General features: G+C 70.4%; 32 protein-coding genes. 31 read left to right on the top strand and 1 reads right to left on the bottom strand.

All coding sequences use genetic code 11. The annotated features are described in order from the left end of the window. Positions 1 to 208: 208 nt before the first annotated feature. From G8D98_RS09840 to G8D98_RS09805, 8 genes are all read left to right on the top strand, one after another. Positions 209 to 565: a hypothetical protein gene (locus G8D98_RS09840; protein ID WP_166102375.1), complete on the top strand. Its 357-nt coding sequence runs from the start codon at positions 209 to 211 to the stop codon at positions 563 to 565. 304 nt (positions 566 to 869) lie between these two features. Further along, positions 870 to 1,313, top strand: a complete 444-nt coding sequence (locus G8D98_RS09835; RefSeq protein WP_166102373.1) for a hypothetical protein — start codon at positions 870 to 872, stop codon at positions 1,311 to 1,313. Next, on the top strand, positions 1,310 to 2,008 hold the full coding sequence (locus G8D98_RS09830; protein ID WP_166102370.1) for a hypothetical protein: 699 nt from the start codon (positions 1,310 to 1,312) through the stop codon (positions 2,006 to 2,008). The genes G8D98_RS09835 and G8D98_RS09830 overlap by 4 nt, the downstream gene beginning before the upstream one ends. Next, entirely contained in the window at positions 2,005 to 2,304 is a 300-nt protein-coding gene (locus tag G8D98_RS09825) for a hypothetical protein (RefSeq protein ID WP_166102367.1), read from the top strand. The genes G8D98_RS09830 and G8D98_RS09825 overlap by 4 nt, the downstream gene beginning before the upstream one ends. Then, the gene (locus G8D98_RS09820) at positions 2,301 to 3,194 is read left to right on the top strand and encodes a hypothetical protein (RefSeq protein ID WP_166102364.1); all 894 of its coding nucleotides are present in this window, start codon (positions 2,301 to 2,303) and stop codon (positions 3,192 to 3,194) included. Before G8D98_RS09825 ends, G8D98_RS09820 begins: the two co-directional genes overlap by 4 nt. Further along, positions 3,191 to 3,415, top strand: coding sequence for a hypothetical protein (locus G8D98_RS09815; RefSeq protein WP_166102361.1), 225 nt, complete (start codon positions 3,191 to 3,193; stop codon positions 3,413 to 3,415). Before G8D98_RS09820 ends, G8D98_RS09815 begins: the two co-directional genes overlap by 4 nt. After that, positions 3,412 to 3,666, top strand: coding sequence for a helix-turn-helix domain-containing protein (locus tag G8D98_RS09810; protein WP_166102359.1), 255 nt, complete (start codon positions 3,412 to 3,414; stop codon positions 3,664 to 3,666). The genes G8D98_RS09815 and G8D98_RS09810 overlap by 4 nt, the downstream gene beginning before the upstream one ends. Positions 3,667 to 3,803: 137 nt before the next feature. Then, positions 3,804 to 3,977, top strand: a complete 174-nt coding sequence (locus G8D98_RS09805; RefSeq protein ID WP_166102356.1) for a hypothetical protein — start codon at positions 3,804 to 3,806, stop codon at positions 3,975 to 3,977. Positions 3,978 to 3,983: 6 nt separating this feature from the next. Here the strand turns inward: G8D98_RS09805 and G8D98_RS09800 are convergent, their stop codons facing one another. Then, a complete protein-coding gene (locus tag G8D98_RS09800; RefSeq protein WP_166102353.1) occupies positions 3,984 to 4,490 on the bottom strand; it encodes a hypothetical protein in 507 nt (168 codons plus the stop codon). A gap of 25 nt (positions 4,491 to 4,515) precedes the next feature. Between G8D98_RS09800 and G8D98_RS09795 the strand changes: the two genes are divergently transcribed. The 23 genes from G8D98_RS09795 to G8D98_RS09685 all read left to right on the top strand — a co-directional run bounded on the left by G8D98_RS09795 (position 4,516) and on the right by G8D98_RS09685 (position 21,769). Further along, a complete protein-coding gene (locus G8D98_RS09795; protein ID WP_166102351.1) occupies positions 4,516 to 4,800 on the top strand; it encodes a hypothetical protein in 285 nt (94 codons plus the stop codon). 99 nt (positions 4,801 to 4,899) lie between these two features. Then, positions 4,900 to 5,175 carry a hypothetical protein gene (locus tag G8D98_RS09790; protein ID WP_166102348.1) on the top strand — a complete coding sequence of 92 codons (276 nt, stop codon included), beginning with the start codon at positions 4,900 to 4,902 and terminating at the stop codon, positions 5,173 to 5,175. Then, complete coding sequence (locus G8D98_RS09785) at positions 5,111 to 6,694, top strand: terminase large subunit domain-containing protein (RefSeq protein WP_166102345.1); 1,584 nt, start codon at positions 5,111 to 5,113, stop codon at positions 6,692 to 6,694. Before G8D98_RS09790 ends, G8D98_RS09785 begins: the two co-directional genes overlap by 65 nt. Before the next feature lie 14 nt (positions 6,695 to 6,708). Continuing rightward, positions 6,709 to 6,972, top strand: coding sequence for a hypothetical protein (locus G8D98_RS09780; RefSeq protein WP_166102342.1), 264 nt, complete (start codon positions 6,709 to 6,711; stop codon positions 6,970 to 6,972). Between the two features lies 1 nt (position 6,973). Further along, positions 6,974 to 8,239, top strand: a complete 1,266-nt coding sequence (locus G8D98_RS09775; RefSeq protein ID WP_166102339.1) for a phage portal protein — start codon at positions 6,974 to 6,976, stop codon at positions 8,237 to 8,239. Continuing rightward, positions 8,236 to 8,928, top strand: a complete 693-nt coding sequence (locus G8D98_RS09770) for a head maturation protease, ClpP-related (protein WP_166102336.1) — start codon at positions 8,236 to 8,238, stop codon at positions 8,926 to 8,928. The genes G8D98_RS09775 and G8D98_RS09770 overlap by 4 nt, the downstream gene beginning before the upstream one ends. A gap of 36 nt (positions 8,929 to 8,964) precedes the next feature. Then, a complete protein-coding gene (locus tag G8D98_RS09765; protein WP_166102334.1) occupies positions 8,965 to 10,128 on the top strand; it encodes a hypothetical protein in 1,164 nt (387 codons plus the stop codon). Positions 10,129 to 10,204: 76 nt separating this feature from the next. Continuing rightward, positions 10,205 to 10,507, top strand: a complete 303-nt coding sequence (locus G8D98_RS09760; protein ID WP_166102331.1) for a hypothetical protein — start codon at positions 10,205 to 10,207, stop codon at positions 10,505 to 10,507. A gap of 4 nt (positions 10,508 to 10,511) precedes the next feature. Next, entirely contained in the window at positions 10,512 to 10,982 is a 471-nt protein-coding gene (locus tag G8D98_RS09755; RefSeq protein WP_166102329.1) for a hypothetical protein, read from the top strand. After that, entirely contained in the window at positions 10,979 to 11,359 is a 381-nt protein-coding gene (locus G8D98_RS09750) for a DUF6093 family protein (RefSeq protein WP_166102327.1), read from the top strand. The genes G8D98_RS09755 and G8D98_RS09750 overlap by 4 nt, the downstream gene beginning before the upstream one ends. Continuing rightward, on the top strand, positions 11,356 to 11,697 hold the full coding sequence (locus tag G8D98_RS09745) for an HK97 gp10 family phage protein (RefSeq protein ID WP_166102324.1): 342 nt from the start codon (positions 11,356 to 11,358) through the stop codon (positions 11,695 to 11,697). Before G8D98_RS09750 ends, G8D98_RS09745 begins: the two co-directional genes overlap by 4 nt. Beyond that, positions 11,694 to 12,089: a hypothetical protein gene (locus G8D98_RS09740; RefSeq protein WP_166102320.1), complete on the top strand. Its 396-nt coding sequence runs from the start codon at positions 11,694 to 11,696 to the stop codon at positions 12,087 to 12,089. The genes G8D98_RS09745 and G8D98_RS09740 overlap by 4 nt, the downstream gene beginning before the upstream one ends. A gap of 3 nt (positions 12,090 to 12,092) precedes the next feature. Beyond that, positions 12,093 to 12,374, top strand: a complete 282-nt coding sequence (locus tag G8D98_RS09735) for a hypothetical protein (RefSeq protein WP_166102317.1) — start codon at positions 12,093 to 12,095, stop codon at positions 12,372 to 12,374. Beyond that, a complete protein-coding gene (locus G8D98_RS09730) occupies positions 12,371 to 12,913 on the top strand; it encodes a phage tail tube protein (RefSeq protein ID WP_166102315.1) in 543 nt (180 codons plus the stop codon). The genes G8D98_RS09735 and G8D98_RS09730 overlap by 4 nt, the downstream gene beginning before the upstream one ends. 82 nt (positions 12,914 to 12,995) lie before the next feature. Beyond that, complete coding sequence (locus tag G8D98_RS09725; protein WP_166102312.1) at positions 12,996 to 13,520, top strand: hypothetical protein; 525 nt, start codon at positions 12,996 to 12,998, stop codon at positions 13,518 to 13,520. Positions 13,521 to 13,576: 56 nt separating this feature from the next. Further along, positions 13,577 to 13,879, top strand: coding sequence for a hypothetical protein (locus tag G8D98_RS09720; protein ID WP_166102310.1), 303 nt, complete (start codon positions 13,577 to 13,579; stop codon positions 13,877 to 13,879). Then, on the top strand, positions 13,872 to 16,646 hold the full coding sequence (locus G8D98_RS09715) for a hypothetical protein (RefSeq protein WP_166102307.1): 2,775 nt from the start codon (positions 13,872 to 13,874) through the stop codon (positions 16,644 to 16,646). Before G8D98_RS09720 ends, G8D98_RS09715 begins: the two co-directional genes overlap by 8 nt. Before the next feature lie 3 nt (positions 16,647 to 16,649). Further along, positions 16,650 to 17,456: a hypothetical protein gene (locus G8D98_RS09710; protein WP_166102304.1), complete on the top strand. Its 807-nt coding sequence runs from the start codon at positions 16,650 to 16,652 to the stop codon at positions 17,454 to 17,456. 1 nt (position 17,457) lies between these two features. After that, positions 17,458 to 18,606, top strand: coding sequence for a DUF5047 domain-containing protein (locus tag G8D98_RS09705; protein WP_166102301.1), 1,149 nt, complete (start codon positions 17,458 to 17,460; stop codon positions 18,604 to 18,606). Then, a complete protein-coding gene (locus G8D98_RS09700) occupies positions 18,603 to 19,487 on the top strand; it encodes a hypothetical protein (protein ID WP_166102298.1) in 885 nt (294 codons plus the stop codon). Before G8D98_RS09705 ends, G8D98_RS09700 begins: the two co-directional genes overlap by 4 nt. A gap of 1 nt (position 19,488) precedes the next feature. After that, entirely contained in the window at positions 19,489 to 20,211 is a 723-nt protein-coding gene (locus G8D98_RS09695) for a hypothetical protein (protein ID WP_166102296.1), read from the top strand. A 31-nt stretch (positions 20,212 to 20,242) separates the two neighbouring features. Further along, a complete protein-coding gene (locus G8D98_RS09690; protein ID WP_166102293.1) occupies positions 20,243 to 20,770 on the top strand; it encodes a hypothetical protein in 528 nt (175 codons plus the stop codon). 33 nt (positions 20,771 to 20,803) lie between these two features. Beyond that, positions 20,804 to 21,769 carry a hypothetical protein gene (locus G8D98_RS09685; RefSeq protein WP_166102291.1) on the top strand — a complete coding sequence of 322 codons (966 nt, stop codon included), beginning with the start codon at positions 20,804 to 20,806 and terminating at the stop codon, positions 21,767 to 21,769. Positions 21,770 to 21,785: the final 16 nt, after the last annotated feature.

Raw genomic sequence — 21,785 nt, 5'->3', positions numbered from 1 at the left:
GTCCTGCCCAGCCTTCGAGTCGTACATCCCGCGACGCCCACCGGAGCCCCTGCCCGACAACGTGATCCACCTGACGTCCTACCGAGACAAGCACCCCCCGTCCGCATGGGACCAGCGCGACGAGCCCACCTGGATCGACAACCTCTGAGGACCGCACCATGCCGTACCGCCAGCCCACCCCGGGCGCACCTCGACCGGCCACGAGGGGGTGCCGCTGATGGCCCGTATCCGCACGATCAAGCCGACCTTTTGGGGTGACGACAAGGTGGCGAAGCTGACTCGCGACGAGCGTCTGCTGTTCCTTGGACTGGTCTCGATGGCCGACGACGAGGGCCGGTTTCTCGCATCGAACGCGGCCGTTGCGGGCTTCGTTTTCCCCAACGACGAGCTGTCTCCTGCCCGAATCGGGCGATGGATGAAGCACCTAGACGCGGTCGGGCTGATTCGCGTCTACGACGTGGGCTCAGTCCGTTACGGGGTGCTGCCGAAGTTCACGACCCACCAGGTCATCAACCGAAAGACGAAATCTGTTCTGCCAGAGCCTCCCCCGGAGACACTGCTATGACCACACTCACGCGCCAGGCACGTCATGCTCACGCATTCCTCAGTGAGTTACCGGGCGGTAACTCCCGACAGGAAGGGAAGGGAAGAGGAAGGGAAAGGGAAGGGAGGGTCACGCTGTGGTCACCTCCCATCCATCCTCACCTAGGTGACGCGCGTGCGCGCGCAGCGGCGGCTACCGCCGAGCGCAGCTCGCGCGACGGATGGATGGTGACTGACCTCCCCCCACACACCCCAGGACGCCGCGGCGGCCGGCCCCACCCAGCCGAGCGGTCGGCCGCCGTGTGCACCCTGACGGGAGGCCACCGATGAGCACCCTCGACCTCGGGCTCGCCGCCCGTCTCATCGCCGGTATCCGCACCGAGACCGCACGCCACACCGGCTGCCACGAGTGGGACGCCCCCGGCGTGGCCGCGGCGCTGCGCGCCACCCAGGGCTCCCCCGGGTCGGTCCTGGCGGCCGCCGCCCTGGCCGCGGAGGACCCGTCCCTGCGAACCCCCACCGAGAAGGCGCTGCTGCGCCACTGGCCCAAGAACGCCGCCAGCGAGGCGCGCTACACGGCCGCCACACCCTGCCCGGACCACCCCGAGCACGACCTCGCCGGGTGCCCCGCATGCCGGGCCGCCCGCCAGCAGGCCGTTGCCGACCAGGTGCACCTCGCGGGCGCCGAGCTCGTGCGTCAGGCCCTCGCCGAAGCCGCTGCCGAACCGACCCCGGCCCAGCGCCGGGCCCAAGCCCAGGAGGCATCGTGAGCCGCACCGTCAAGAGTCGTCTCGACTTCTTCGACCGCCTCGACGCGCTCCGCAGTGACGAGCGCTTCACCAACGGGCACAGCACCCTCGCCGTCCGCAACTTCATCGAGACCTACTGGTGGTGCCGCTGGCACTCGGACAGCCACGACGAGGCCTGGGAGCGGCTGTGCACCCCCGGTGTCCTGGCGAGGGCGTACGGCCGCGGGCAGACCAGGGACAAGGTCAGTGTCCAGATCGCGATCAGCCGCGTCTACAGCGACGACGCACCACGGTGGGAGCCGGAGACGCTGGACTCCTGGGCCGGCGGGTGTGAGCACACCCTCGCCGCCGGCCCACGCAAGGGCGATCGGTGCGGAAGGCACGCCAGCATCAGCGGCCGCATCAACCACCCCGACGGGACGTGGCGAATCGGCCAATGGTGCAGCACCCACCGCGGCGAACACGCCTCGGCATGGGCTGAGTCCCGCCGCCTCGCCGCGCTCGACCTACCGCAGCCAACGCCGAACCGCGGGGGCCTGCTCCCGGTCTACATCCGGGCGAACAACTGGCCCGACCTCTACGCCGCGCACAGCCCGGGGTGGGCACCCCCCGCCGTCGGGATCAACGCCGACGACTGGCCAGGCATGGAGCGCGTGATCGCTCACGCAGAGCCGGAACGGCCGGCCCTGCGCCTCATCCCAGGAGGTGTCGCGTGAGCCGCACCGTGTGGTCCATGAACCGCGACGACCTGGTCGCCGCGCTGCGCCAGGCCCGCGTCGAGGCCGCCACCGCACAGGCCGTGCTCGCCCGCGTCGAGGCCGAGCGCGCCACCCGCCTCGCCCGCCGCAGGGAGGCACGAGCCGCAGCCCGGGAGAAGGAGCGCACGCTCACGCAGGCCGCGACCGCCTCCGCCGCGCACACCGTCCCCCTAGACCCGATGGCCGCCTACCACCGGTGGGTCCTCGAGCAGGCCCTCACCGACCCCCGACCCCGCCAGGAGCTGCACCGATGAGCCGCCGTCGCCCCGCACGCGCCACCACCGCCCCGATCGACGTCTCCCAGGTCGCTCCGGCGACCGCCGGTGACGAGCCGTGCCCGGGCCCGTGCAACCACACCTTCCGGCGCGCTGAGAACGCCGCACTCGAGGAGACGGCCCGCGCTCACTCCGCCCACGCCGCTCACGGCGACGGACCCTGCACCCCGGACTGCGTACCGGACCGGGCCCTCACCGAGCACGACACGCCTTTCCACCCCGGACGGCCCGTGTGGTGCGTCGACGTCCCCGCATTCAACGACCGCGGCGAACTCCTCGACCGGCTAGCCCACCGCGGCTGCACCAGCAGCATCCTCACGAAGCTGCGCGACCTGCCCGACCTCGCCAGCGCGCTCACCCCCGGCGCGCTCAACACACCCCGCGACGCGGACATCGACCACGGCTCCACCAGCCACGGCGGCGCACGCTCCCTCGCCCACGCCCCATCGCCGTCACCCGGGTGGGACACCGCCGACGAAATCATCCGGTGGGCGCTGCACCTCGAGGACTACCTGCGCCACCGCCTCGAGGACCCTGCCCCACCGCACCCGTACCGCACCCTCGCCGAGGCCGTCGCATACCTCCACCGGCACGGCACGGCACTGCTCGCCACCCCGGACGCGGCCCGCATCGGCCGCGACATCCTCGACACCCACCGCCGGCTCGAACGGCTCGTCGGCCAGGACCGCCTCACCCACCGCATCCCCGAGCCCTGCCCCCGCTGCAAGCGCAAGGGCCTGCGCCGCCGCGACGGCTCCGAGCTCGTCCGCTGCATCTACTGCCCTGCCGTGTGGGACTGGGAGCACCTGCCCCACCTCGCCCGCGTGTACGCTGATTCGATCCGTCCGCGAGGAGGCGACGCGTCGTGAAGTTTCAGGTGAAAATGACGACCACGCGCGAGCAGGTCAGGAACGCAGATTTACGCGATCAGCTCGTCTCCCAGGCGCGATCCAAAGCGCTTTCCTCGGATGTAGGCGATGCTGAGTCGTTCAACTCAGAACCCGAGATCACGATCACCCCGACCCCGGACCCAGTCGACTCCGGCACCTGGTACGACGTCCTGGTCACCTGGGACGGCATCGAGGTGTGAACCTTAGTGTCAGTGCCCTCCTCACCGTCAACGAGGCGGCCCACACCGCGGGCGTCTCCCCCTCCACCGTCCGCGCCTGGATCCACCGCGCGAAGCGCGGCACCCTCCGCGACGCCGACGGCAACCCCCTCACCCTCCGCACCACCCGCGACGCTCGCGGACGCACCCTCATCGCCGAGACCGACCTCCTCGACATCGAGTACGCCACCAGAACCACGACGCGAGGACGCCCCCGACGCGCGCCTGCTTGACCACCGCCAGCACCATTTGCAACACTGAACGTCAACAGGCGACCTATGCCCACCACCCCGGGCAGGTCGCCTGTTGCATGCCCGCAGCGCCCCCGGTTCGCCAGGCGGAGCGCGCACAGTTCAGGCACCGTGGAGACATGCCCTACGGTCCCCGCAACGAGAGCACCTCACGCGAGTGGCTCCTCGTCATCGCGGCCGGATTCACCGTCTTGCTCGTCGATGAAGAGACCGGCATGGGCCCGACAGTCGGCACCTCCCTCGTCGTCGCCGGCCTCGCCGGCCTCGGCTGGAAGCACGGCAGGAAGCGGTAGCACCACTCAGTCCCGGCTCCACTCCCCCAGGAGCTCACGCACCAGCACGACAGTCGAGCGAACCTCGCGCCCAGCCAAGGTCTCGTCGTACGCGTCACGTTGTCGCGGCCCCTCAGCGTCAGGTGGCTTCGGCTTACCCGACTTGCCCGGCTCCAGTGCACGCGCCCCCGGAGCGATCTCACCGGTCGGCCTCCACGCCAACCGCGGGTCGTACCTCAACGGGTAGGTCAATGGGTAACCCAGCCCCTCTACCCGAACCGTGGTCACCCTGCGATGCGCCGCACAGTCCCGAGCGAACCGCAACGCCAGGCCCAGCGAGTCACCCGCCCGCCCACGCGCATCATCCGCGACAGCCCACCAGAACAACACCTCCGCAGCCGCCGCAGCAGCCGCGTCCTCATCAAGCGGGTCCCGCCCCTCACACACCAGCAGCCGGTCACACGCCGCCAACCCCGCCCCCGCAGCGAACGACACGAACCCCCGGCCCCCACTCACGCCGCCCGCGTCACCCATCCCCGCAAGATAGCGAGCACGCGCCGTGACCAAACCCAAGGCCGCCCACCACCGCGGCAACTTCCACGTCCGAGCACGCCACATCCGCGACACCGCCAACGCCGACCCCACAACCACCTGCTGGCGATGCGGCCACACCCTCGCCGAACACCCACCCCACAAGAACGGCAAACCAGCCACCTGGACAGCCGGCCACATCATCGACGGCGACCCCACATCCCCCCTCGCCCCCGAAGCCAGCACCTGCAACTACAGCGCCGGCGCAACCACCGGCAACCAACGACGAGCCACCGGCTACACCTGGCCCTAACCAGGCAGGGGCGTCCACATTTCACCAACCCCCAACAGCCAGAAGAGCCCGGCCGCTTCTGTTCTCTCTCTGGACGGTCCCCGCAGTGCCCTCGAGGGGGTGATCCGCATGGCGTCGGTGCTTGAGAGGACGTCTGACTGGATCGCGTCTCTTGGCGAGCTGGACCCGTACGCGGCGGTGCTCGCGGCGGCTGCGCTCGAGCTCGCGGCGAATGTGGATGACCCGCCTGTGACTCAGTCCGGTACGGCGTCGATCGCGCCGTACGTCAACTCGCTGCGGACGACGATGGAGAAGCTGCGGGAGGCGACCGGTGCGGAAGACGGCGACGACGAAGGCGGGTGGGGCGGGCTCCACGTCATCCCCGGCGCCGGCTGACCTGGTCCTGCCGCGCATCGGCACGCCGCGCAACCCGAAGCGAGAGACGTGGGGCGGGCACGCCGGCGCTGTCGCTCGGCGGATCGGCAAGCCGCTGATGCCGTGGCAGCAGCACGCCGCTGACGTCGCGCTCGAGATCGACCCGAAGACCGGCGGCCTCTTCTACAAGGAGGTCATCATCACGGTCCCGCGCCAGTCGGGGAAGACGACGCTGATCTTGGTGCTGTTCGTGCTCCGGTGCATCCTGTTTGCGAAGGCGTTCGGGCCGCAGACCTGCACGTACATTGCGCAGTCGGGGAAGATGGCGCGCCGGAAGCTGGAACGCGAGTTCGCTCCGATCCTGCGCCGGGCCCGCACGCTGGCCGAGGTACCGCAGGACTCGCGTGCTCGGCCGAAGCGGCAGAACGAGTGGAAGCTCTCCATGAACAACAACGGGGAGCACATCGCGTTCGGCACCGGGTCCTATCTGCAGATCGACCCACCGACCGAGGACGCGTCGCATGGCGACGTACTCGACATGCCGGTCATCGACGAGGCGTTCTCACAGGGCGACGACCTCGTCGAGCAGGCTGTGGATGCGGCCACGATCACGCGGGCGTCGTCGCAGACGTACGTCATCTCGACCGTTGGCAACGCACGCTCGACGTTCCTCGCCGGGAAGGTCACCGCCGGCAGGAAGGCCGCGAAGCAGAAGAAGTCCCGGACCTGCTACCTCGAGTGGTCGGTGCCGGACGATGCCGACTTCCGTGACCCGGACGTGTGGGCGCAGTACCTTCCCGCGCTGGGCCACACGATCACAAAGGCAGACCTGCTCGCCCGGCTGGACAAGGCCGAGCGTGGAGGTCGGGAGGTCGACGACGGGTTCGGCTCAGGCATCGACGGCTTCCGGCGTGGATACCTCAACCAGTGGGTCGACTGGCCGAAGGCGAAGGGCGGCGACGGGCCGATCTCGACCACGCGCTGGTCGGAGCTCACAGACGGCGAGTCGATGGCGACGGACGAGTCGCTGACGCTCGGCGTGGATGCGCCGATGGACCGACGCTCGGTGTGCTTCTCGGTCTCTGGTCGCCGCCCCGACGGGCTGCGCCACGGCGCGATCCGCTACTGGGTGCCGACGCCCGACCTGGGCAAGGTCGTCGAGATCGGGAAGATGCTCGCGGAGGGCCACGGCGTCCCGCTGCACTTCCCGCCGAAGTCGCCGGCCCTGGCGTGGCGTGCCGACTTCGAGCGCGCCGGGGTCGACGTCGTCGAGGTCAAGGCCGCCGCGTTCGTTGAGGCGCAGCAGACGATCGAGCAGGCGATCACCGACGGCACGTTTCGACACCGCGGGCAGCCCGAGATGGTCAAGGCCGTGGAGGGGCTCGCGGCCCGCGTTGCCGGTGACACCGCCCCGTGGTCGCGCCGTTCGTCCTCGGCCAACACCGCCCCGCTCTTCGCCCTTGCCGCAGCTCTCGCCGGCGAGGGCGAGCGCACGTCCACCCGGTCCGCCTACGAGGACCACGACCCGATGTTCGTCTAGCCGAGGAGGGTGGCATGCACCTGTACGTCACGGCTGCCCTCGCGGTGATCCTCGCCGGCGCGTTCGCGCTCCGGTGGTGGACGTGGCGGCCCCTCGTGAAGCGACGCGCCGTGGTGCAGCTCGACGACGGCACGTCGTTTGAGGGTGCCGTGATGTCGCGTCGAGGCCCGCTCCTGGTCATGACCGACGTCACGGCCCGCGTGCCCGGCGGTGAGCAGCGCATCGACGGGACGGTAGTCCTCGAGCGGCCGCGGGTCGTGTTCGTGCAGGTGATCTGACGTGGGCTCGATCACCTACTACGTGGACGGCATCCCTGTCACCCTCAGCGACCGCACCTACTCCCTCGACGAGACGGTCTCCCCGGTAGACCCCGCGGCGTACAAGACGTTCGGCGACTCCGAGAGCGTCGTCGACCTCTGGCGCCGCCAGCCGGCTCTGCGGATGGTCACCTCGTTCCTCGCGGAGAACATCGCCCAGGTGCCGCTGCACGTCTTCGAGCGGCGAGCGAACGGCGACCGGGACCGCCTCGAGCCGAAGCACCCCCTCTCTCGGGTGGTCCGGGCCCCTGACGCCCCGAGGCTGACGATGTACGACCTGATGCGCACGCTCGTGCTCGACGTGTGCCTGTGGGACCGGTACGCCGCTCAGGTGTTCGTCGACGCCGAGGGTCGGGCGCAGCTCGTGCGCCTCCCCCCGTCGTCGTGGTGGTTCGAGCGGGACTCGACGAAGCGGCCGAAGTGGATCACCGCGTTCCGCTCCGACGGGTCGAGCTTCACCGTGCCTCTCGACCGGGCGGTGTGGATCGACGGCTTTCCGTCCGACGACAACACCTCCCCGATCGAGTCACTGCGGGGGATTCTCGCTGAGGCCGACATGGCCGCCGACTACCGCCGTCAGCTGTGGCAGCACGGAGGGCGCATGCCTGGGTGGATCGGCCGGCCCGCCGAGGCGCCGAAGTGGACCACTGAAGCCCGAGACAGGTTCCACACCGGGTGGCAGAAGTACGCCGCCGGGGGCGTGCGAGCCGGGCGGACGCCCCTGCTCGAGGACGGCATGGAGTATCACGAGCTGTCCACGGGGATCACGCCCGAGAACGGGCAGCAGCTCGAGTCGCGGAAGCTGTCGATCGCCGAGGTCTCCAACTCCTACCACGTCCCGCCGCAGATGGTCGGTCAGGACGCGAAGTCGTCCTACAACAGCGTCACCGGCTACCGGGAGATGCTCTACAGCGACACCCTCGGCACCTGGTTCGAGCGGCTTGACCAGGCGTTCAACATGCGCCTCGTTCCCCAGCTCGCGGACCCCGACGAGGTGTTCGTCGAGTTCAACGTCGCGGCGAAGCTGCGGCTCGCGTTCGAGGACCAGGCGCGCATCTTCCAGACCGCCACCGGCGGGCCGGTCATGACCCGCGCCGAGGCCCGTCGCCGCCTGAACCTGCCTCACATCGAGGGCACCGACGAGCTGATCGTCCCCATGAACGTCACCGAGGGCGGGCAGGCGTCCCCGACCGACTCAGGCTCCCAGAACACCGGAGGCAACTCATGAGCAAGGCCGACAAGGTCCTCGCCACCCAGCAGGCCCGCCTGCGGAACGTGCAGCCCCTCAACGCTGCACCACCCGTGAAGGTCGACGGGTCCAAGGCGACGGTGCGCATCTACCAGGACGTCGACGACTGGGGTGGGCCCTGGGGTCTGTCCGCGACCGAGCTCACCGACGAGCTCGACGCCATGCCTGAGGACGTCGACACGATCGAGCTGAGGATCAACTCCTACGGCGGCATGGTCTTCGAGGCCGTGACCATGATGAACGCCCTGCGGGCTCACCGCGCCCGCGTCGTGGCCGTCGTCGAGGGCCTGGCCGCGTCCGCGGCGTCGTTCCTCGCGGTCTCCGCCGACGAGACCGTGATGATGCCGTCCAGCCGGATGATGCTCCACGCCGCGTGGGGCATCGGCATCGGCAACGCGAGCGACATGCGCGCCATGGCCGACCTGCTCGACAACCTCACCCTCGACATCGCCGAGGTCTACGCCGCCAAGACCGGAGAGACCGCCGACGTCTGGCTCGACCGGCTGCAGGAGGACCGCTGGTACTCCGCCCAGGAGGCCGTCGACGCCGGCCTCGCGGACCGCGTCGAGACCCCGAAGAAGACTCCCGACGACGCCGAGTCGTCGGAGGACGGGCAGGCGCAGGCGCGCTTCGACCCGTCGCTGTCCCTGGCTCTGCTCGACCTCTGAGCTGCCACCAACCCCACCCGAGAAAGGACGGCCACGATGCCGACCATCCTGGAGCGGTACACGGCTGCGAAGCAGGCCGCGACCGAGCTGCACAACAAGGCCAAGTCCGAGGACCGGCCCCTGACCGACGAGGAGCGCGCCCAGTTCGACGCGCTCGTCAACGAGGCCACCACCCTGAAGGACCAGCACGAGCGTGCCGCGGCCGACCGTGCCGCCCTGGCCAACCTCGACGACCTCGGCGACGCGCCCGCCGGCACCGACCCCGAGACGGGTCGCCCGAAGGGCTCCCTCGGCGAGCAGTTCGTCAACTCGCCCGAGTACCAGCGGATGCTGGCCTCCTACGGCGGGAAGATCCCCAGCAACCAGCGCGTCCAGATGGACGCCGCGACCCTCGACATCAAGAACGCGCTCGTCACGGACCCGGGTCTGGCGAACCCGGCCGTGCGCGTCTCCCCCCTCGAGCTCGCGGTCTTCGACCTCTTCGACGCGATCACCGTCATCAACGACAGCCCGCAGGCGGTCAAGACGTTCACCTCCACGTGGACCGACGCCGCCGACGTCGTCGACGAGGGCGAGCTCAAGCCCGAGGCGTCGCTGGTGTGGGACCCGGTCGACTTCACCCTCAAGACCGTCGCCCAGCACGTCCCGGTCACCAACCAGGCGCTCGGCCACAACCCGACCCTGCGCAGCCGGATCGACACCTACCTCGTCAACGGCGTCCGCGCCAAGATGCAGGCCCGGGTCGCGGCGTCCCTCAGCGCGGCCACCGGCGTGCAGGTGCAGGCCTACGACACCGACCTGCGCACCACCATGCGGAAGGCGATCACGAAGGCCCAGGTCGCGCAGGCACAGCTCGGCGGCGGCCCGATCGGCACCCTCATCTCGGCGACCGACGCCGAGACCCTCGACCTCGAGGCGATGGCCGCGGCGTTCACCGCAGCCGGTGAGGGGCCGAAGCAGCTCCAGTCGGCGTGGCGCACCCCGCTCGTCGTCTCGGCCGCGATCCCGGCCGGGTTCTCCTACACCGGCGATCTGAAGCAGATCGAGCTCTACGTCTCGGGCGGCATCAACGTCATGACCGGCTGGGTGAACGACCAGTTCATCCGCAACAGCCTCACCATCCTCGGTGAGACCGAGGCCGAGGCGAACGTCTTCAACGCCTCGCTGCTCGTCAAGACGGACCTCACCGCCGGCGCCTGAGCCACACGGGCCGGCCCGCCGCTCTCATGACGGCGGGCCGGCCCACCCCCCGCCCCATCAGCCCAAGGAGAACCCCATGCGACCCGTGATCTGCAACGGCGTGCAGTACGACGCCGACAAGCTCCCCAAGAACGTCAAGGCCGAGGACTGCGTCCCGGCCGACGAGTGGTTCGCGCAGAACCGCAAGGTCGTCAGCAGCCAGCCGGCCGTGACGTCCACGCCCGAGCCGGAGGTGCCCGACGCCGGGACCGCGCCGGTGCCGGACGACACGGCCGCCAACAGCGCGGACGAGACCCCCGAGGGGCCCGCCGAGCCCAAGCCCGCCGAGCCCGAGCCCGAGCCCGCGGCGCCCAAGGCCCCCAAGCGCCGCGGCCGCTAGGTCCATGGCCCCGCCCCAAGTGCCCGCCCCGGCCGGAGTCGACCAGGAGGCGTGGGACGCCGCCGTCGCGGCCATTCGCGGCTACTGCGAGTGGCACATCGCTCCCCGCTTCGAAGAGACCGTGACGTTAGACGGCCCTGGACGAGGCGTACTGATCCTGCCCACCCAGCACGTCGTCGACGTCCTCCGGGTCACCAACGACGGGACGCCCGTCAGCGACCCGGAGTGGTCCCCGGACGGCATGATCCGCGGCGGGTGGACGACGAAGTACCGAGGCGTCGAGGTCACCATGCTCCACGGCTACGACGAGTGGCCGGCCGAGCTCGGCGCGGTGGCCAAGGCCCTGATCTCCGATGCAGCGCGCGGCGGGGTCTCGTCAGTCGTCAAGGGCACCCACCAGGTCCGATACGACACCACGCTGTCCCCGCTGTACGCATCGGCGCTGGACCGGTACCGGCTGGTGGCACTGCCATGATCGGGGAGGCGATCGCAGCAGCCCTGCCGCTCATGCGTGAGCAAGCCGCTTCCCTCAGAACCGACACCTGCACCATCGAGCGTCAGTCCTCGAAATGGGACGCCGAGAATCGGAAGACAGCCGCGGTGTGGACGCCGATCCACACCGACGTCCCATGCCACGTCGAGGACTCGCCCGGAACGTCACGGTCCCTGGCCACCGACGAGCGCGTGACGCCCGGCACCCCCCTCGTGGCCGTCGACTGGACCTTCACCGACATCCAGCCCGACGACCGGGTGACCGTGCCCGGGCATGACCCGATGTGGGTGACCAGCGCCGCCCACGACGACGCAACCCACCCCGTCGAGACCCTCATCCAGTGCCGGAGGACGCGGTGAACGAGATCACCCGCTGGGCCCAGGCACTGCGCCGGGCCGCGTCCGGGCTGGAACGGAAGGCCGAGCAGGCCGTCGACAGGGTCGGCCGTGGGGCGCTGCGCGACGCCGAGCTGTACGCGCCCGTCGGCGCGACCGGGAACCTTCGGCGCGGCCTTCGTCTGCGCCGTGACGGCCACAGGGCGGTCATCACGTCGTCGGAGTACTACTCGGCGTTCCAGGAGTACGGCACGTCGCAGATGGCGCCCAACCCGTTCATCGACCCAGCCGCCCGGGAGTGGGGGCCGCGCCTGGTCCTCGAGGTGGAGCGCCTGCGTGACGGGATCGAGAGGGACCTGTGACCCCGGACGCCGTCCACGAGCTCATCAAGGACACCCTTCTCGCGGCCGGCGTCGACGCCGACTACGGGCCCCGCCCCACGCTGCCGGTCGAGGACGGCCTGGTCGCGCAGGCCGCGGTCCTGTACCCGGCGGCGCCGTTCCACCGGTACTCACGCTCAGCCGGCACTGCCTCCGGGCGGGAGGACACGCTCACGATCGTGTGCGTCGGCGCGACGGTGCTGGACGCGCTGAACGTCGCCCACGAGGTCGAGCAGGCAATCGGCGGCATGAGGGTCACCAGCAAGGGGGGCACTCTCCGCCAGACGGTCGCGACGGCCCCGGCGCCGGAGCCCAACACCGACCCCGTCCGGGTGTCCATGGCCGTCGAGTACACCACCGTCACGAAGGGATAACCCATGGCTGAGAACCCGGCCCTGTTCGTACGCGTCTCGACCAAGAAGGGGCACTCGACGGCACCGCGAGCGGTGGCCGAGCGCGACGGCTCGTCGATGCGGGTGCTGAAGCAGGCCGCAGTCGACGCGGCCGGCCGGCCCCTGCCGCCCAAGCCCCGCGACGAGCTTGCCGCGGCTCGACGCCGTCGGCGGCAGGACAAGAAGCCCCGCGGCGCACAGGTCGCGGTCACACCCACCCCCGAGCCCGAGACCGTCTCGGGTGAGACCTCCGAGGAGACCTCATGAGCAGCATCACTATCGACGGCGTGACCGCAGGCGGCCACACCCCCACCTGGATCATCCCGTCCGCCCTCATCACGACCGACCCGGTCGACGGCACCTGGTCGATCCCCCTGGCCGCCCTCACCGACGAGTCGACGGTCCAGATCGACTGCTACCAGGACTTCGGCGACACCACGGTCACCCGGACGCCGCAGACCCGGACCAGGCAGCGCATCTCCCAGATCGTCGCCCAGACCAGGAAGACCGGCGAGACGATCGACGTCACGATCGCCGGCGTGTACGACCAGCAGGAGGCCATGACCGACGACGTGAACCTGGCCTACGCGGCGCTGCCCGAGGGCGCGGAGGTCTACGTCGCGCAGGCCTTCGGCCACCCCTCGGGCACCGCGCCGACGGCCACCACGGTCATCGACCTCGTCAAGGGCGAGGTGCAGACCCGGTCGAAGAGCCAGCCGACGGCGGCCGACGAGGACCTCAAGTTCGCGGCGACGCTCTCGGGCTCCGGGTTCTGGGCGGACGTCGCGCTCACCGACGCCGCCTGACACCGGACGGGTGGGTGCGCGGCCCCGGGCTGAGCCGCGCGCCCACCTCTCGGCCCCCCTCAGCCCAACCCCAGGAGCACCGATGCGCACCCAAGTCCTGAACCACTTCCACACCTTCTACCCGGAGGCGCAGGCCGAGCACGACCGGCTCGCCCGCGAGGAGCAGCGCCTCACCCTCGCCATCGCCCGTCAGGGCACCGACGACGAGGAGCCGCGCAAGCCGAGGCGCATGTCCCTGCCCCCCGAGGACCTCGAGTCTGAGCTGGCGCAGGTGCGTGCGCAGATGGACGCCCACAAGGCGACCATCGCCTCCGGGGTCGTGCGCATCGTCATCAAGGGCCTCACCCGGGGCGAGTTCCGCCGACTCCTCGTCGAGCACCCACCCCGCGAGGACGACCCCCTCGACGTGCGGCTGGGGTACAACTCCGACACCTTCGGTGACGCGCTCATCCAGGCCTGCATCCTCCACACGGAGAACCTCGACGGGGAACCCGTGGAGAACCGGTGGCCGGACTGGGCCGACGACATGACCAACGGCCAGTGGGAAGAGGTCTTCCGGGCCTGCATGGACCTCACGAACGAGGGCGCCCCGGCTTTCCCTCGGTAGCGCGCCACCTGCACGACCACGCCCCGGCCCGTGCCGAGGCGCGGGTGGCGCGCGCCATGGGCCTGACCATGTCGCAGTGGGACGCGCTCGACGAGCACGACCGGGCATGGGCGCTCGGAGCAGACGTCGCCGAGGCGGAGGACGCTGCCGAGCGATGCACCCAGTGTGGTGGCCCGGCCGCTCTCTGTCAGGACCCGGACAACCAGCACGCCTTCGTCGTGACGTTTACCCGCTGCTACCGCACGCGCGCCATCCGCGAGGCGGAGAAGAAGCGCACCGACCACGACGGCGTCATCGCGCACGTGACCTTCGACCCGACCCGGAAGAAGTCCGCACGGAAGGGGGCGCGCCGTGGCTGACCGCACCGTCCGCGCCATCTTCGAGGCCCGCGTCTCCGGCGCCCGGAAGGGCATGACGGACCTCTCCCATGACGTGGACCAGGCCGGCCAGAAGGTCGACGACCTCACCAAGGACCTCAAGACCCTCGACGCGCAGAAGGCCGCGCCGGAGATCGACGTCGAGATTGACGAGGCGAAGAAGCGGCTCTCCGACCTGACCCGCGAGCTCGGCGACCTGAAGAAGGAGCCGTCCTCACCTGAGGTCGACCTCAAGATCGAGCAGGCGAAGGCCAACATCGTCGAGGTCCGACGAGAGATCAAGGACCTCACACAGGCCAAGACCGAAGTCCGCATCGACGCAGGGATCAAGGACGCCAAGAAGGCGATCGCGTCCATCACCAACGAGCTCGGGCTGCTGCGCACCCTCGACGTCACGCCCGAGGTGTCCGCCGACATCCGAGACGCCCAGAAGCGCCTGCGGGAGGCGCGGGCCAGCCTGCGCGAGCTCAACGCCGCCAAGGCCGAGGTCACCGTCACCGCCGACACCACAAAGGCCGAGAACGCCGTCGACGACCTCGCCGGCGACATCGCCACCAAGGGCGACGAAGCGGGCGACGCCGCCGGTGAGAACGTCGTCTCCGGCATCCTGGGCGCACTGGCGACCATCCCCATCGCGGGGGCCGTGATCGGGGCCGGGGCGGCGATCGCGGCCGGCCTGGTCGCCGGCATCCGGCAGGGTCTGTCGATCGAGGCCGAGCGGGACCTGTTCTCGGCACGCACGGGCCTGGATGAGGCGACCTCGGCCCGGTTCGGCCGGTCTGCGGGTGAGGCCTACGCCAACGCCTACGGCGACTCGGTCGAGGGCAACCTCGACGCGGCGCGCCGCGCGCTCGCGGGCGGCCTGATCGACGAGGACGCCACCAGCGCCGAGATCGAGAACGTCATCGCCAAGCTGACCGGCCTGCAGGACCTGTTCGACTACGACATCCCGATGTCGGTGCAGGCGGTCGGCAACGCGATGAAGACCGGGCTCGTGCGCGACGCCGACCAGGCCTTCGACCTCATCACCGCGGCCTCGCAGAAGCTGCCCTCGGATGACCTGCTCGACACCGTCAACGAGTACAGCAACCAGTTCGTCACGCTGGGACTGAACGGCGACCAGGCCTTCGGTCTGATCGTGCAAGGCGCCCAGGCCGGGGCGCGGGACACCGACAAGGTCGCCGACGCGCTCAAGGAGCTCGGGCTGCGGGTGCGGGAAGGCACCGACCCGGCGATCCAGGCGCTCGAGCTGCTGGGCCTGAACGCGCAGGAGACGATCGCGGCCTTCCAGAAGGGTGGCCCTGAGGCCGCGACGGCGATCGGTGACGTGTTCGACGCGCTGCGGGAGGCGAAGAAGGAGGGCAAGAACGTCCAGTCGGCGATCGCCAACCTCTTCGGCGGGCCGGGTGAGGACCTCGGCGCTGCCCTGTTCTCCCTGAACCTGGGCAAGGTCGAGAGCGCCCTGGGTGGCGTCAACGGCTCCGCCGGGGCTGCGGATCGTGCGCTGTCGACGATGGCCGACAACACGGCCACGAAGATCGAGTCGGCCCGCCGCAACGTCGAGATCGCGATGGACGGGATCAAGGGTGCCCTCGCGGAGGCCTTCGGTGACGAGATCTCCGGCGCAGCCGACTGGGTGTCGAGGAACCGCGCCCCCCTCATGCAGTTCTTCCTAGACGTCATCAACGGCACCATCGACATGGCGGAGGGCTTCGCCGACTTCTCCGCGTCCGCCCTCGACGGCATCGCCAGCGTCGCCGCCAGCCTGTCCGGGCTGCTCGACATCCTCCCGGGCACGGACGGCATCGTCGACCCGCTACGGGACCTGGCCGCCAGCGCCCGGGAAGGCGCCGACACGCTACGCACCGAGGTCCCGGAAGCGCTCGAGGTGACCCGAGACAAGATCAACACGTGGGCCGGGCCGGAGCTGCTGAAGGCACGAGTCCACGACGCGACCATGGCGATGACGGCCGACATGGACGCCTTCTCCGCGGCGGTCGACGAGTCCGGCGGCACGGTCACCATCAACGGCGACAAGAAGAACGCCGACCAGGCCCTCAAGCTCATCGTGAAGAACATCAACGGCGAGGACGGCACGGTCACCATCAACGGCGACCGGGTCCCAGCGGAGTCGGCCCTGGACCGGGTCATCCACCTGATCCGCAACAGCAAGGGTGACGTCACGATCGGTGGCGACTCGTCCAAGGCGCGCGCGACGGTCGACGGCCTGAGGTACAAGATCGACCGCACGTCGGGGCGGGTCACGGTGACGGCTAACGCGACCGCCGCCGAGCACGAGCTGAACTACACAGCGCGCGACCGTACCTCGACGATCAGGGTGAACTACGCCTACTCCTCCGGTGGGTCGGTGTACCGGTCTCAGGTCCCCGGCTACCACGGCGGCGGGCGGCTTACGGGCCGCTACGCCGGCGGGTGGGTGCCAGGGTCCGACCCCGGCTACGACAACGTCCTGTGGCCGCTCAACAGTGGCGGCCGGACACTCAGCCAGCCCCTCGCCGGCAAGGAGTTCGTCGTCAACTCCCGCCAGGCGGAACCGTGGGGTCCCTTCCTCGAGTGGATCAACGCCGGCGGCATGCCCTCCGCCGGCTCGGCGGCACTGTCCGAAGGCATCGACTACGAGCGGCTCGGTCGAGCTGTCGCGGCCGCCATGAGTGGTGTCCGGCTGGCGGTAGGCGTCGATGAGGTCGGACACGCAGTACAGCTGCACGACCGGAAGAAGAGGCGGTGACCCGTGGCTCAGGTGGTCTCGAGTGACGGCGTGGTGACCGCGGTCACCGACGAGGTCAACGCCAGCGTGCTCCTCAAGGTGACGGCGGCGATAGCCGGCGGGTCGTGCACGGTGTACCGGCGCGACGTGGCTGGCGCCCGGGTCCCGGTCCGGTCGGGCGACCCGTGCCGGCTGGTTGACGGTGTCGGCGTCGCCTACGACCATGAGGCCGCCCCGGGGGTGCAGTACCGCTACACGGCTGTCATCGACGAGGTCGAGTCCGCCGCAGCCTCGGTGATGCTTCCGTGGGCGAGCGCGTGCACGGCGATCGTCAAGGACGTGCGGGACCCCAGCCTGTCCCGGGTGGTCGACCTCATCCACCCGTGGGAGGAGTCGTGGGAGGACCCCTCCCTGTTCCTGAGTGTGGATGAGGCGGCCCCTCCCTTCGTCACGGAGAAGCGTCGAGCCGCTCCCACCGGTGAGTTCACCGTGCAGACGCAGGGACGTGAGCCCCTAGAGAGGCTGGGGGCTCTGCTTCGGCACCCTGGCGCCAAGCTGCTTCAGGCGCACCCGTCGCACGGTGTCCCGGACAGGTGGGTGCACCTCGGCGGAGTGCGGCAGCCCTCCTCGGGGCGCGCGTCGGGCTACGGCCCGCGTGATGTCACCGTGGCGTGGGCGGAACTTGATCGGCCCTACCACGTCGGAGCGCACGTGCGCATGCCCCGTTGGGGGTGGGTGGACGCAACCGCCGGGTACTCCGACCTGGCGGCAGTGCGAGCCGCCTACCCCCGCGGGGTGTGGGACATGATGCTCGCCGGGGTGGGCGCCTGAGATGGCCGCCCCTCCAGCCGCCGTCCTGCCGCTCCTGGTGGCCGGCCAGGCCGTCCACGCCACCGACGAGGCGTGGGTCTCCCCCGCCGCCGGCGGCTGGGCTCCCACGCACATCCTCGACGGCGCGGTCACGGTATCCGCGGAGAACGTGTGGCGGCGCGAGGCCTCGCTGACGCTGCACCCGGACACCGACCGGTCCCTGGTCGTGCCTTCCGGGCAGCGCATCCGCCTCCGCCGCACCTACCACCTGCCGTCCGGGGCAGACGTGAGCTGCGGGCTCGGAGTGCTGCGCGTGACGGGGTACGACCACGAGCGCGACGGCGCATGGACCGTCACCGGGCGCTCACTCGAGTACGAGGTGCAGCGCGCGAGGTTCCTCACGGCCCGGATCGTGGCGGGCCGCACCGTCGTCGACCAGATCGAGGCCCTGGTTCGGGAGGCCGTCCCTGATGCAGCGATCGCCTCGAGCGCGACGCGGGATCGGTACGCCAGGCCGATGACGGTCGAGGATGACCGGTGGGGCGCCGTGGACGGCACAGACGAGTCTCTCGCCCGCGCGATCGGCGCACGCGTGTGGTGCGACGGAGTCGGCGCCTTCCGAGTGACGGACCTGCCCGCCGCCGGCGACTCCCCCGTGTGGATCCCCGACTTTGGCGCTGCGGTCGTGGACGCTCGAGAGTCCTCCGACGAGGACGGCACCTACAACGTCGTCGTCGGCCGCGGCAACCGGCCCGACGACGACGGGCCGGTGCCCTTCGGTCTGTGGTGGGACGACAACCCGAACTCCGGGACGTACGTCGGGGACGCCGTGGACGCGCTGCTGCGCGGCACGGTCTCCGTGCAGGAGATCGACGGCCTGCCGTGGGGCACCCGCGGCTTCGGCGCGAGCCCCTACTTCCTCGACTCCCCGCAGTTCTCGTCCGACTTTGAGGCGCGCATGGGTGCGACCACGTTCGGGCAGTCGCAAGCCGGGGTGCTGCGCAGAGTCGAGCTGTCGTGCATCCCTGTGCCGTGGCTCGAGCCCGACGACACCATCGACGTCCCTACCGCGGCTGGCCACGAGCGGCACGTCATCGAGTCCTACACCCTCGGCGTGGCCGCGTCCTCCGGGGCGCCCATGTCGCTGCAGACACGGGAGGTGGCGACGTGATCGGGGTGCTCGAGTCCGCGAACGACGACGGGACGGTCAACGTGACCGTGCCTGGCGCGACACTGGCGTCCCTGCCGGCGCCACGGGAGATGCCCCGCCGCGAGGGCGACCGTGTCGTCATCGAGATCACGGGCGGCAACGCGCGTGTCACAGGAACCACGAAGGGCTCCCCCGTCACCGACGACGTCGCGGCAGAGTTCACAGCCGTCCGAGGTGAGCTCGCCTCCGAAGTCGACACGCTCGAGCAGTCCATCGTCGACGTCGACGCGAAGATCTGGACGATCACACAGTCCGCCAAGGCCCCGGGCTCGGCGTTCACCAAGGCCACCGACGTGTACGTCGACGAAGCCGGGAAGCGGCTGCGAATCGTCACCGCGACCTACACCCCGCCCGACCCGCCGGACCCGCCGACGCCGCCGGCCGTCACCAAGGGCACCGTCACCGCGAAGCGCAAGGAGACCGGCACCTACCGGGGCGGGAAGCTCATCAAGCGCGGCCACATGGAGCAGGGCTACTGGTATGGCTACGGGCCGGACATGGGAATCGCCGTCTTCCCCGCCAACGCTTTCGGCGCGCTCTCCGGGAAGACGGTCACCCGCCTGTACGTGGACCTGCACCGCGTCTCCGGGGAGGGCATCACGGCCCGCCAACCGGTCTACATGGGCTGGCACACCCTCACGTCCCTACCTGGGTCGACGCCGACGCTGCGCGGCATCACACAGATCGGGTCGCTCGGCTGGAACGAGTCGCGCACCTTCACCCTGCCCACGGACTGGCACGCCGCGTTCAAGAACGGCACCGCCAAGGGCGTGGGCATATACCACCCGCAGATCAACGTCACCCTCGACCGGGTGACCCTGCACGCCGATTGGAGCACCTGAGATGGCATCCGAGCCGCTGACCGGCACCACGTACTGGGACCCGTCGTCGGTCGACGGCGCGACGTACCTCAACGACGCGATCGACCAGCTGCGGAGGTACGGCGTGGCCCGATTCCCCTCGGCGACCGCCCGGGACCAGGCGCTGACCGCGGCGAACCTGACCCCGGACGTCGTGCCGGTGTGCCGACTGGACGACTCCCCCTCGTCCCTGTGGGTGTGGGACGGCACCGAGTGGTGCGAGCACGTCAAGGACACCGAGCGGGTCGTGACCATGTGGAAGGGGTACGTCAGCGACTCCTCGACCGCAGTGCCCCCCGGGGCGAACTACACCCTTCCCATGACCGAGGAGATCTCCTCGGGCGCGGCGTGGGACGCCGCCGGCGCCACGAGCATCCGCACCGTGCCCCTCGATGGGATCTACCGCCTCCGGGTGCAGATCTCCACGGCACAGGTCGCCAACGTCAACGGCAACCTGCAGGTCGGGGTCAAGCTCAACGTCACCGACACCGACATGGACACCGGATCGCTCATCGTGTGGAAGCAGCTCGACGTGTCCACGTCCGGGCGGCTCGGGGTCTCGGCCGAGGAGTCGGTCGCGCTCTCCGCTGGGGACACCCTCGCGTACTACGTCCGACACGGAATCGGCACCGGCACCTTCGACCTGATGGGTGGCAACACCTACGCCAGCTTCATGGAGATCGAGTACGCGGGGGTCCAGTCGTGACCCGGACGACAACGCCGGGCGGGGGCAAGGCATGGACCTGATCGCCGGCCTACACCCCGCCGTGGCGTGGATGCTCGGCGGCCTCGCGGCGGTGACTGTCGCAGGTACCGCGTGGCGCACCGTGCTCGGGCCCAGCGCGCGGCGCATCACCCAGGTCGTGCGCCGTTTCGACCGGTTCCTGGACGACTGGTACGGCGAGGACGCCCGCGACGGTCGACCGGCTCGCCCCAGCATGACCACCCGCATGTCCAACGTCGAGCACGAGGTCACGTTCAACGGCGGCTCCTCGCTCAAGGACTCGGTGCGTCGAGTCGAGCGGGCCGTCGAGAAGAACACCACGACGCTCCACGAGCTCTCCGGCAACCTGCGCGAGCACATGTCCGAGGCGGCCGTGCGAGACCGCCGCCTCGACGCCCTCGAGGGGCACGGCCGAGAGGCCGTCGCGGAGTACGTCCGCACCGTCATGGGCTGGGAGAAGGAAGGGCGGCACGACCCACCCGGCGCCCCACCGACCTCGCAGCAGGTCCGCGACTTCCTCGACCGGCCCGACAGCCACTGAACCACCCACCTCACTGCACGCCTAGGAGGCGTCATGTCTGCGTGCCCATTCGCTGACCAGTCCCGCCGCTACGACCGGGACTTCTCCGGCAGCTACACCGGCGGCCCGAACAAGGGCGTGGCGCACACCACTGAGACGTCCACACTGCCGGGCTACGACGGCGGGTCCATGGCCCCGCACCTCACGCTCCTACCGGACATCGCCCGAAAGATCGTCATCGGGTACCAGCACTTCGACAGCGCACGTCCGGCCCGAGCCCTGGTCAACGCCGACGGTGGCGTCCAGACCAACAACGACGGCGCGTTCCAGATCGAACTGGTCGGCACGTGCGTGCTGGGCGGCCCCGGACTGTTCTGGCCCGACGCACCGGACTGGGCCATCGAAGGGGCCCGACGGTTCATCGAGTGGGCCAACGACGACCGCGGCATCCCCGACCACGGCCCGCCCCAGGGCTGGCTCCCGTACCCCGACTCCTACGGCGCCACCCGGGTGCGGTTCAGCCAGTCCGGGTGGGACAGCTACGCCGGCTGGTGCGGACACCAGCACGTCCCCGAGAACGACCACGGCGACCCGGGCGACATGAGCGCCCTGTTCATCACCCCCAAGGAGGAACCGGACATGACCCCGGCACAGGAGAAGCAGCTCGCCCAGGTGGCGAAGCAGATGGCCAGCCTCACCACGAAGGTGGACCGGCTCTACGACGACTACGCCTTCGGGCGCAAGGGCGTCCACAGCGACAAGCGCGTCGCCCGGTGGCTCAAGGGCATCAACAACCGCACCCAGTGGACCTACGACCGGATCCGTCGCGCGAACGACGTGACGGAGAAGACCCTGACTACCGCGGCAGGGGTTGTGCCGGCCGTGAAGGCCCTGGCCGAGTCCAGCGACGTCGACGCCAAGGCCATCACCGTCGCGGTCGAGCAGGCCATCCAGGAGGCCTTCTCCCAGGTCGCGTCCCGGCTCGCAGCCGAGGAGCCCGACAAGGAGCTCGAGGACTGACCCAACGGCGCCCCAG

The sequence above is a fragment of the Phycicoccus endophyticus genome (assembly GCF_011326735.1).
GTDB lineage: Bacteria > Actinomycetota > Actinomycetes > Actinomycetales > Dermatophilaceae > Phycicoccus > Phycicoccus endophyticus.
Note: the sequence above shows the minus strand (reverse complement) of the source record. Positions and strands in the feature narration are given on the sequence as shown.

What these genes read in the sequence shown, in the direction of transcription:
- G8D98_RS09835 (WP_166102373.1), top strand. Translation starts at nt 870, where the DNA reads ATGAGCACCCTCGACCTCGGGCTCGCCGCCCGTCTCATCGCCGGTATC.
- G8D98_RS09820 (WP_166102364.1), top strand. Translation starts at nt 2,301, where the DNA reads ATGAGCCGCCGTCGCCCCGCACGCGCCACCACCGCCCCGATCGACGTC.
- G8D98_RS09805 (WP_166102356.1), top strand. Translation starts at nt 3,804, where the DNA reads ATGCCCTACGGTCCCCGCAACGAGAGCACCTCACGCGAGTGGCTCCTC.
- G8D98_RS09800 (WP_166102353.1), bottom strand. Translation starts at nt 4,490, where the DNA reads ATGGGTGACGCGGGCGGCGTGAGTGGGGGCCGGGGGTTCGTGTCGTTC.
- G8D98_RS09780 (WP_166102342.1), top strand. Translation starts at nt 6,709, where the DNA reads ATGCACCTGTACGTCACGGCTGCCCTCGCGGTGATCCTCGCCGGCGCG.
- G8D98_RS09770 (WP_166102336.1), top strand. Translation starts at nt 8,236, where the DNA reads ATGAGCAAGGCCGACAAGGTCCTCGCCACCCAGCAGGCCCGCCTGCGG.
- G8D98_RS09765 (WP_166102334.1), top strand. Translation starts at nt 8,965, where the DNA reads ATGCCGACCATCCTGGAGCGGTACACGGCTGCGAAGCAGGCCGCGACC.
- G8D98_RS09760 (WP_166102331.1), top strand. Translation starts at nt 10,205, where the DNA reads ATGCGACCCGTGATCTGCAACGGCGTGCAGTACGACGCCGACAAGCTC.
- G8D98_RS09755 (WP_166102329.1), top strand. Translation starts at nt 10,512, where the DNA reads ATGGCCCCGCCCCAAGTGCCCGCCCCGGCCGGAGTCGACCAGGAGGCG.
- G8D98_RS09750 (WP_166102327.1), top strand. Translation starts at nt 10,979, where the DNA reads ATGATCGGGGAGGCGATCGCAGCAGCCCTGCCGCTCATGCGTGAGCAA.
- G8D98_RS09735 (WP_166102317.1), top strand. Translation starts at nt 12,093, where the DNA reads ATGGCTGAGAACCCGGCCCTGTTCGTACGCGTCTCGACCAAGAAGGGG.
- G8D98_RS09730 (WP_166102315.1), top strand. Translation starts at nt 12,371, where the DNA reads ATGAGCAGCATCACTATCGACGGCGTGACCGCAGGCGGCCACACCCCC.
- G8D98_RS09725 (WP_166102312.1), top strand. Translation starts at nt 12,996, where the DNA reads ATGCGCACCCAAGTCCTGAACCACTTCCACACCTTCTACCCGGAGGCG.
- G8D98_RS09720 (WP_166102310.1), top strand. Translation starts at nt 13,577, where the DNA reads ATGGGCCTGACCATGTCGCAGTGGGACGCGCTCGACGAGCACGACCGG.
- G8D98_RS09705 (WP_166102301.1), top strand. Translation starts at nt 17,458, where the DNA reads ATGGCCGCCCCTCCAGCCGCCGTCCTGCCGCTCCTGGTGGCCGGCCAG.
- G8D98_RS09695 (WP_166102296.1), top strand. Translation starts at nt 19,489, where the DNA reads ATGGCATCCGAGCCGCTGACCGGCACCACGTACTGGGACCCGTCGTCG.
- G8D98_RS09690 (WP_166102293.1), top strand. Translation starts at nt 20,243, where the DNA reads ATGGACCTGATCGCCGGCCTACACCCCGCCGTGGCGTGGATGCTCGGC.
- G8D98_RS09685 (WP_166102291.1), top strand. Translation starts at nt 20,804, where the DNA reads ATGTCTGCGTGCCCATTCGCTGACCAGTCCCGCCGCTACGACCGGGAC.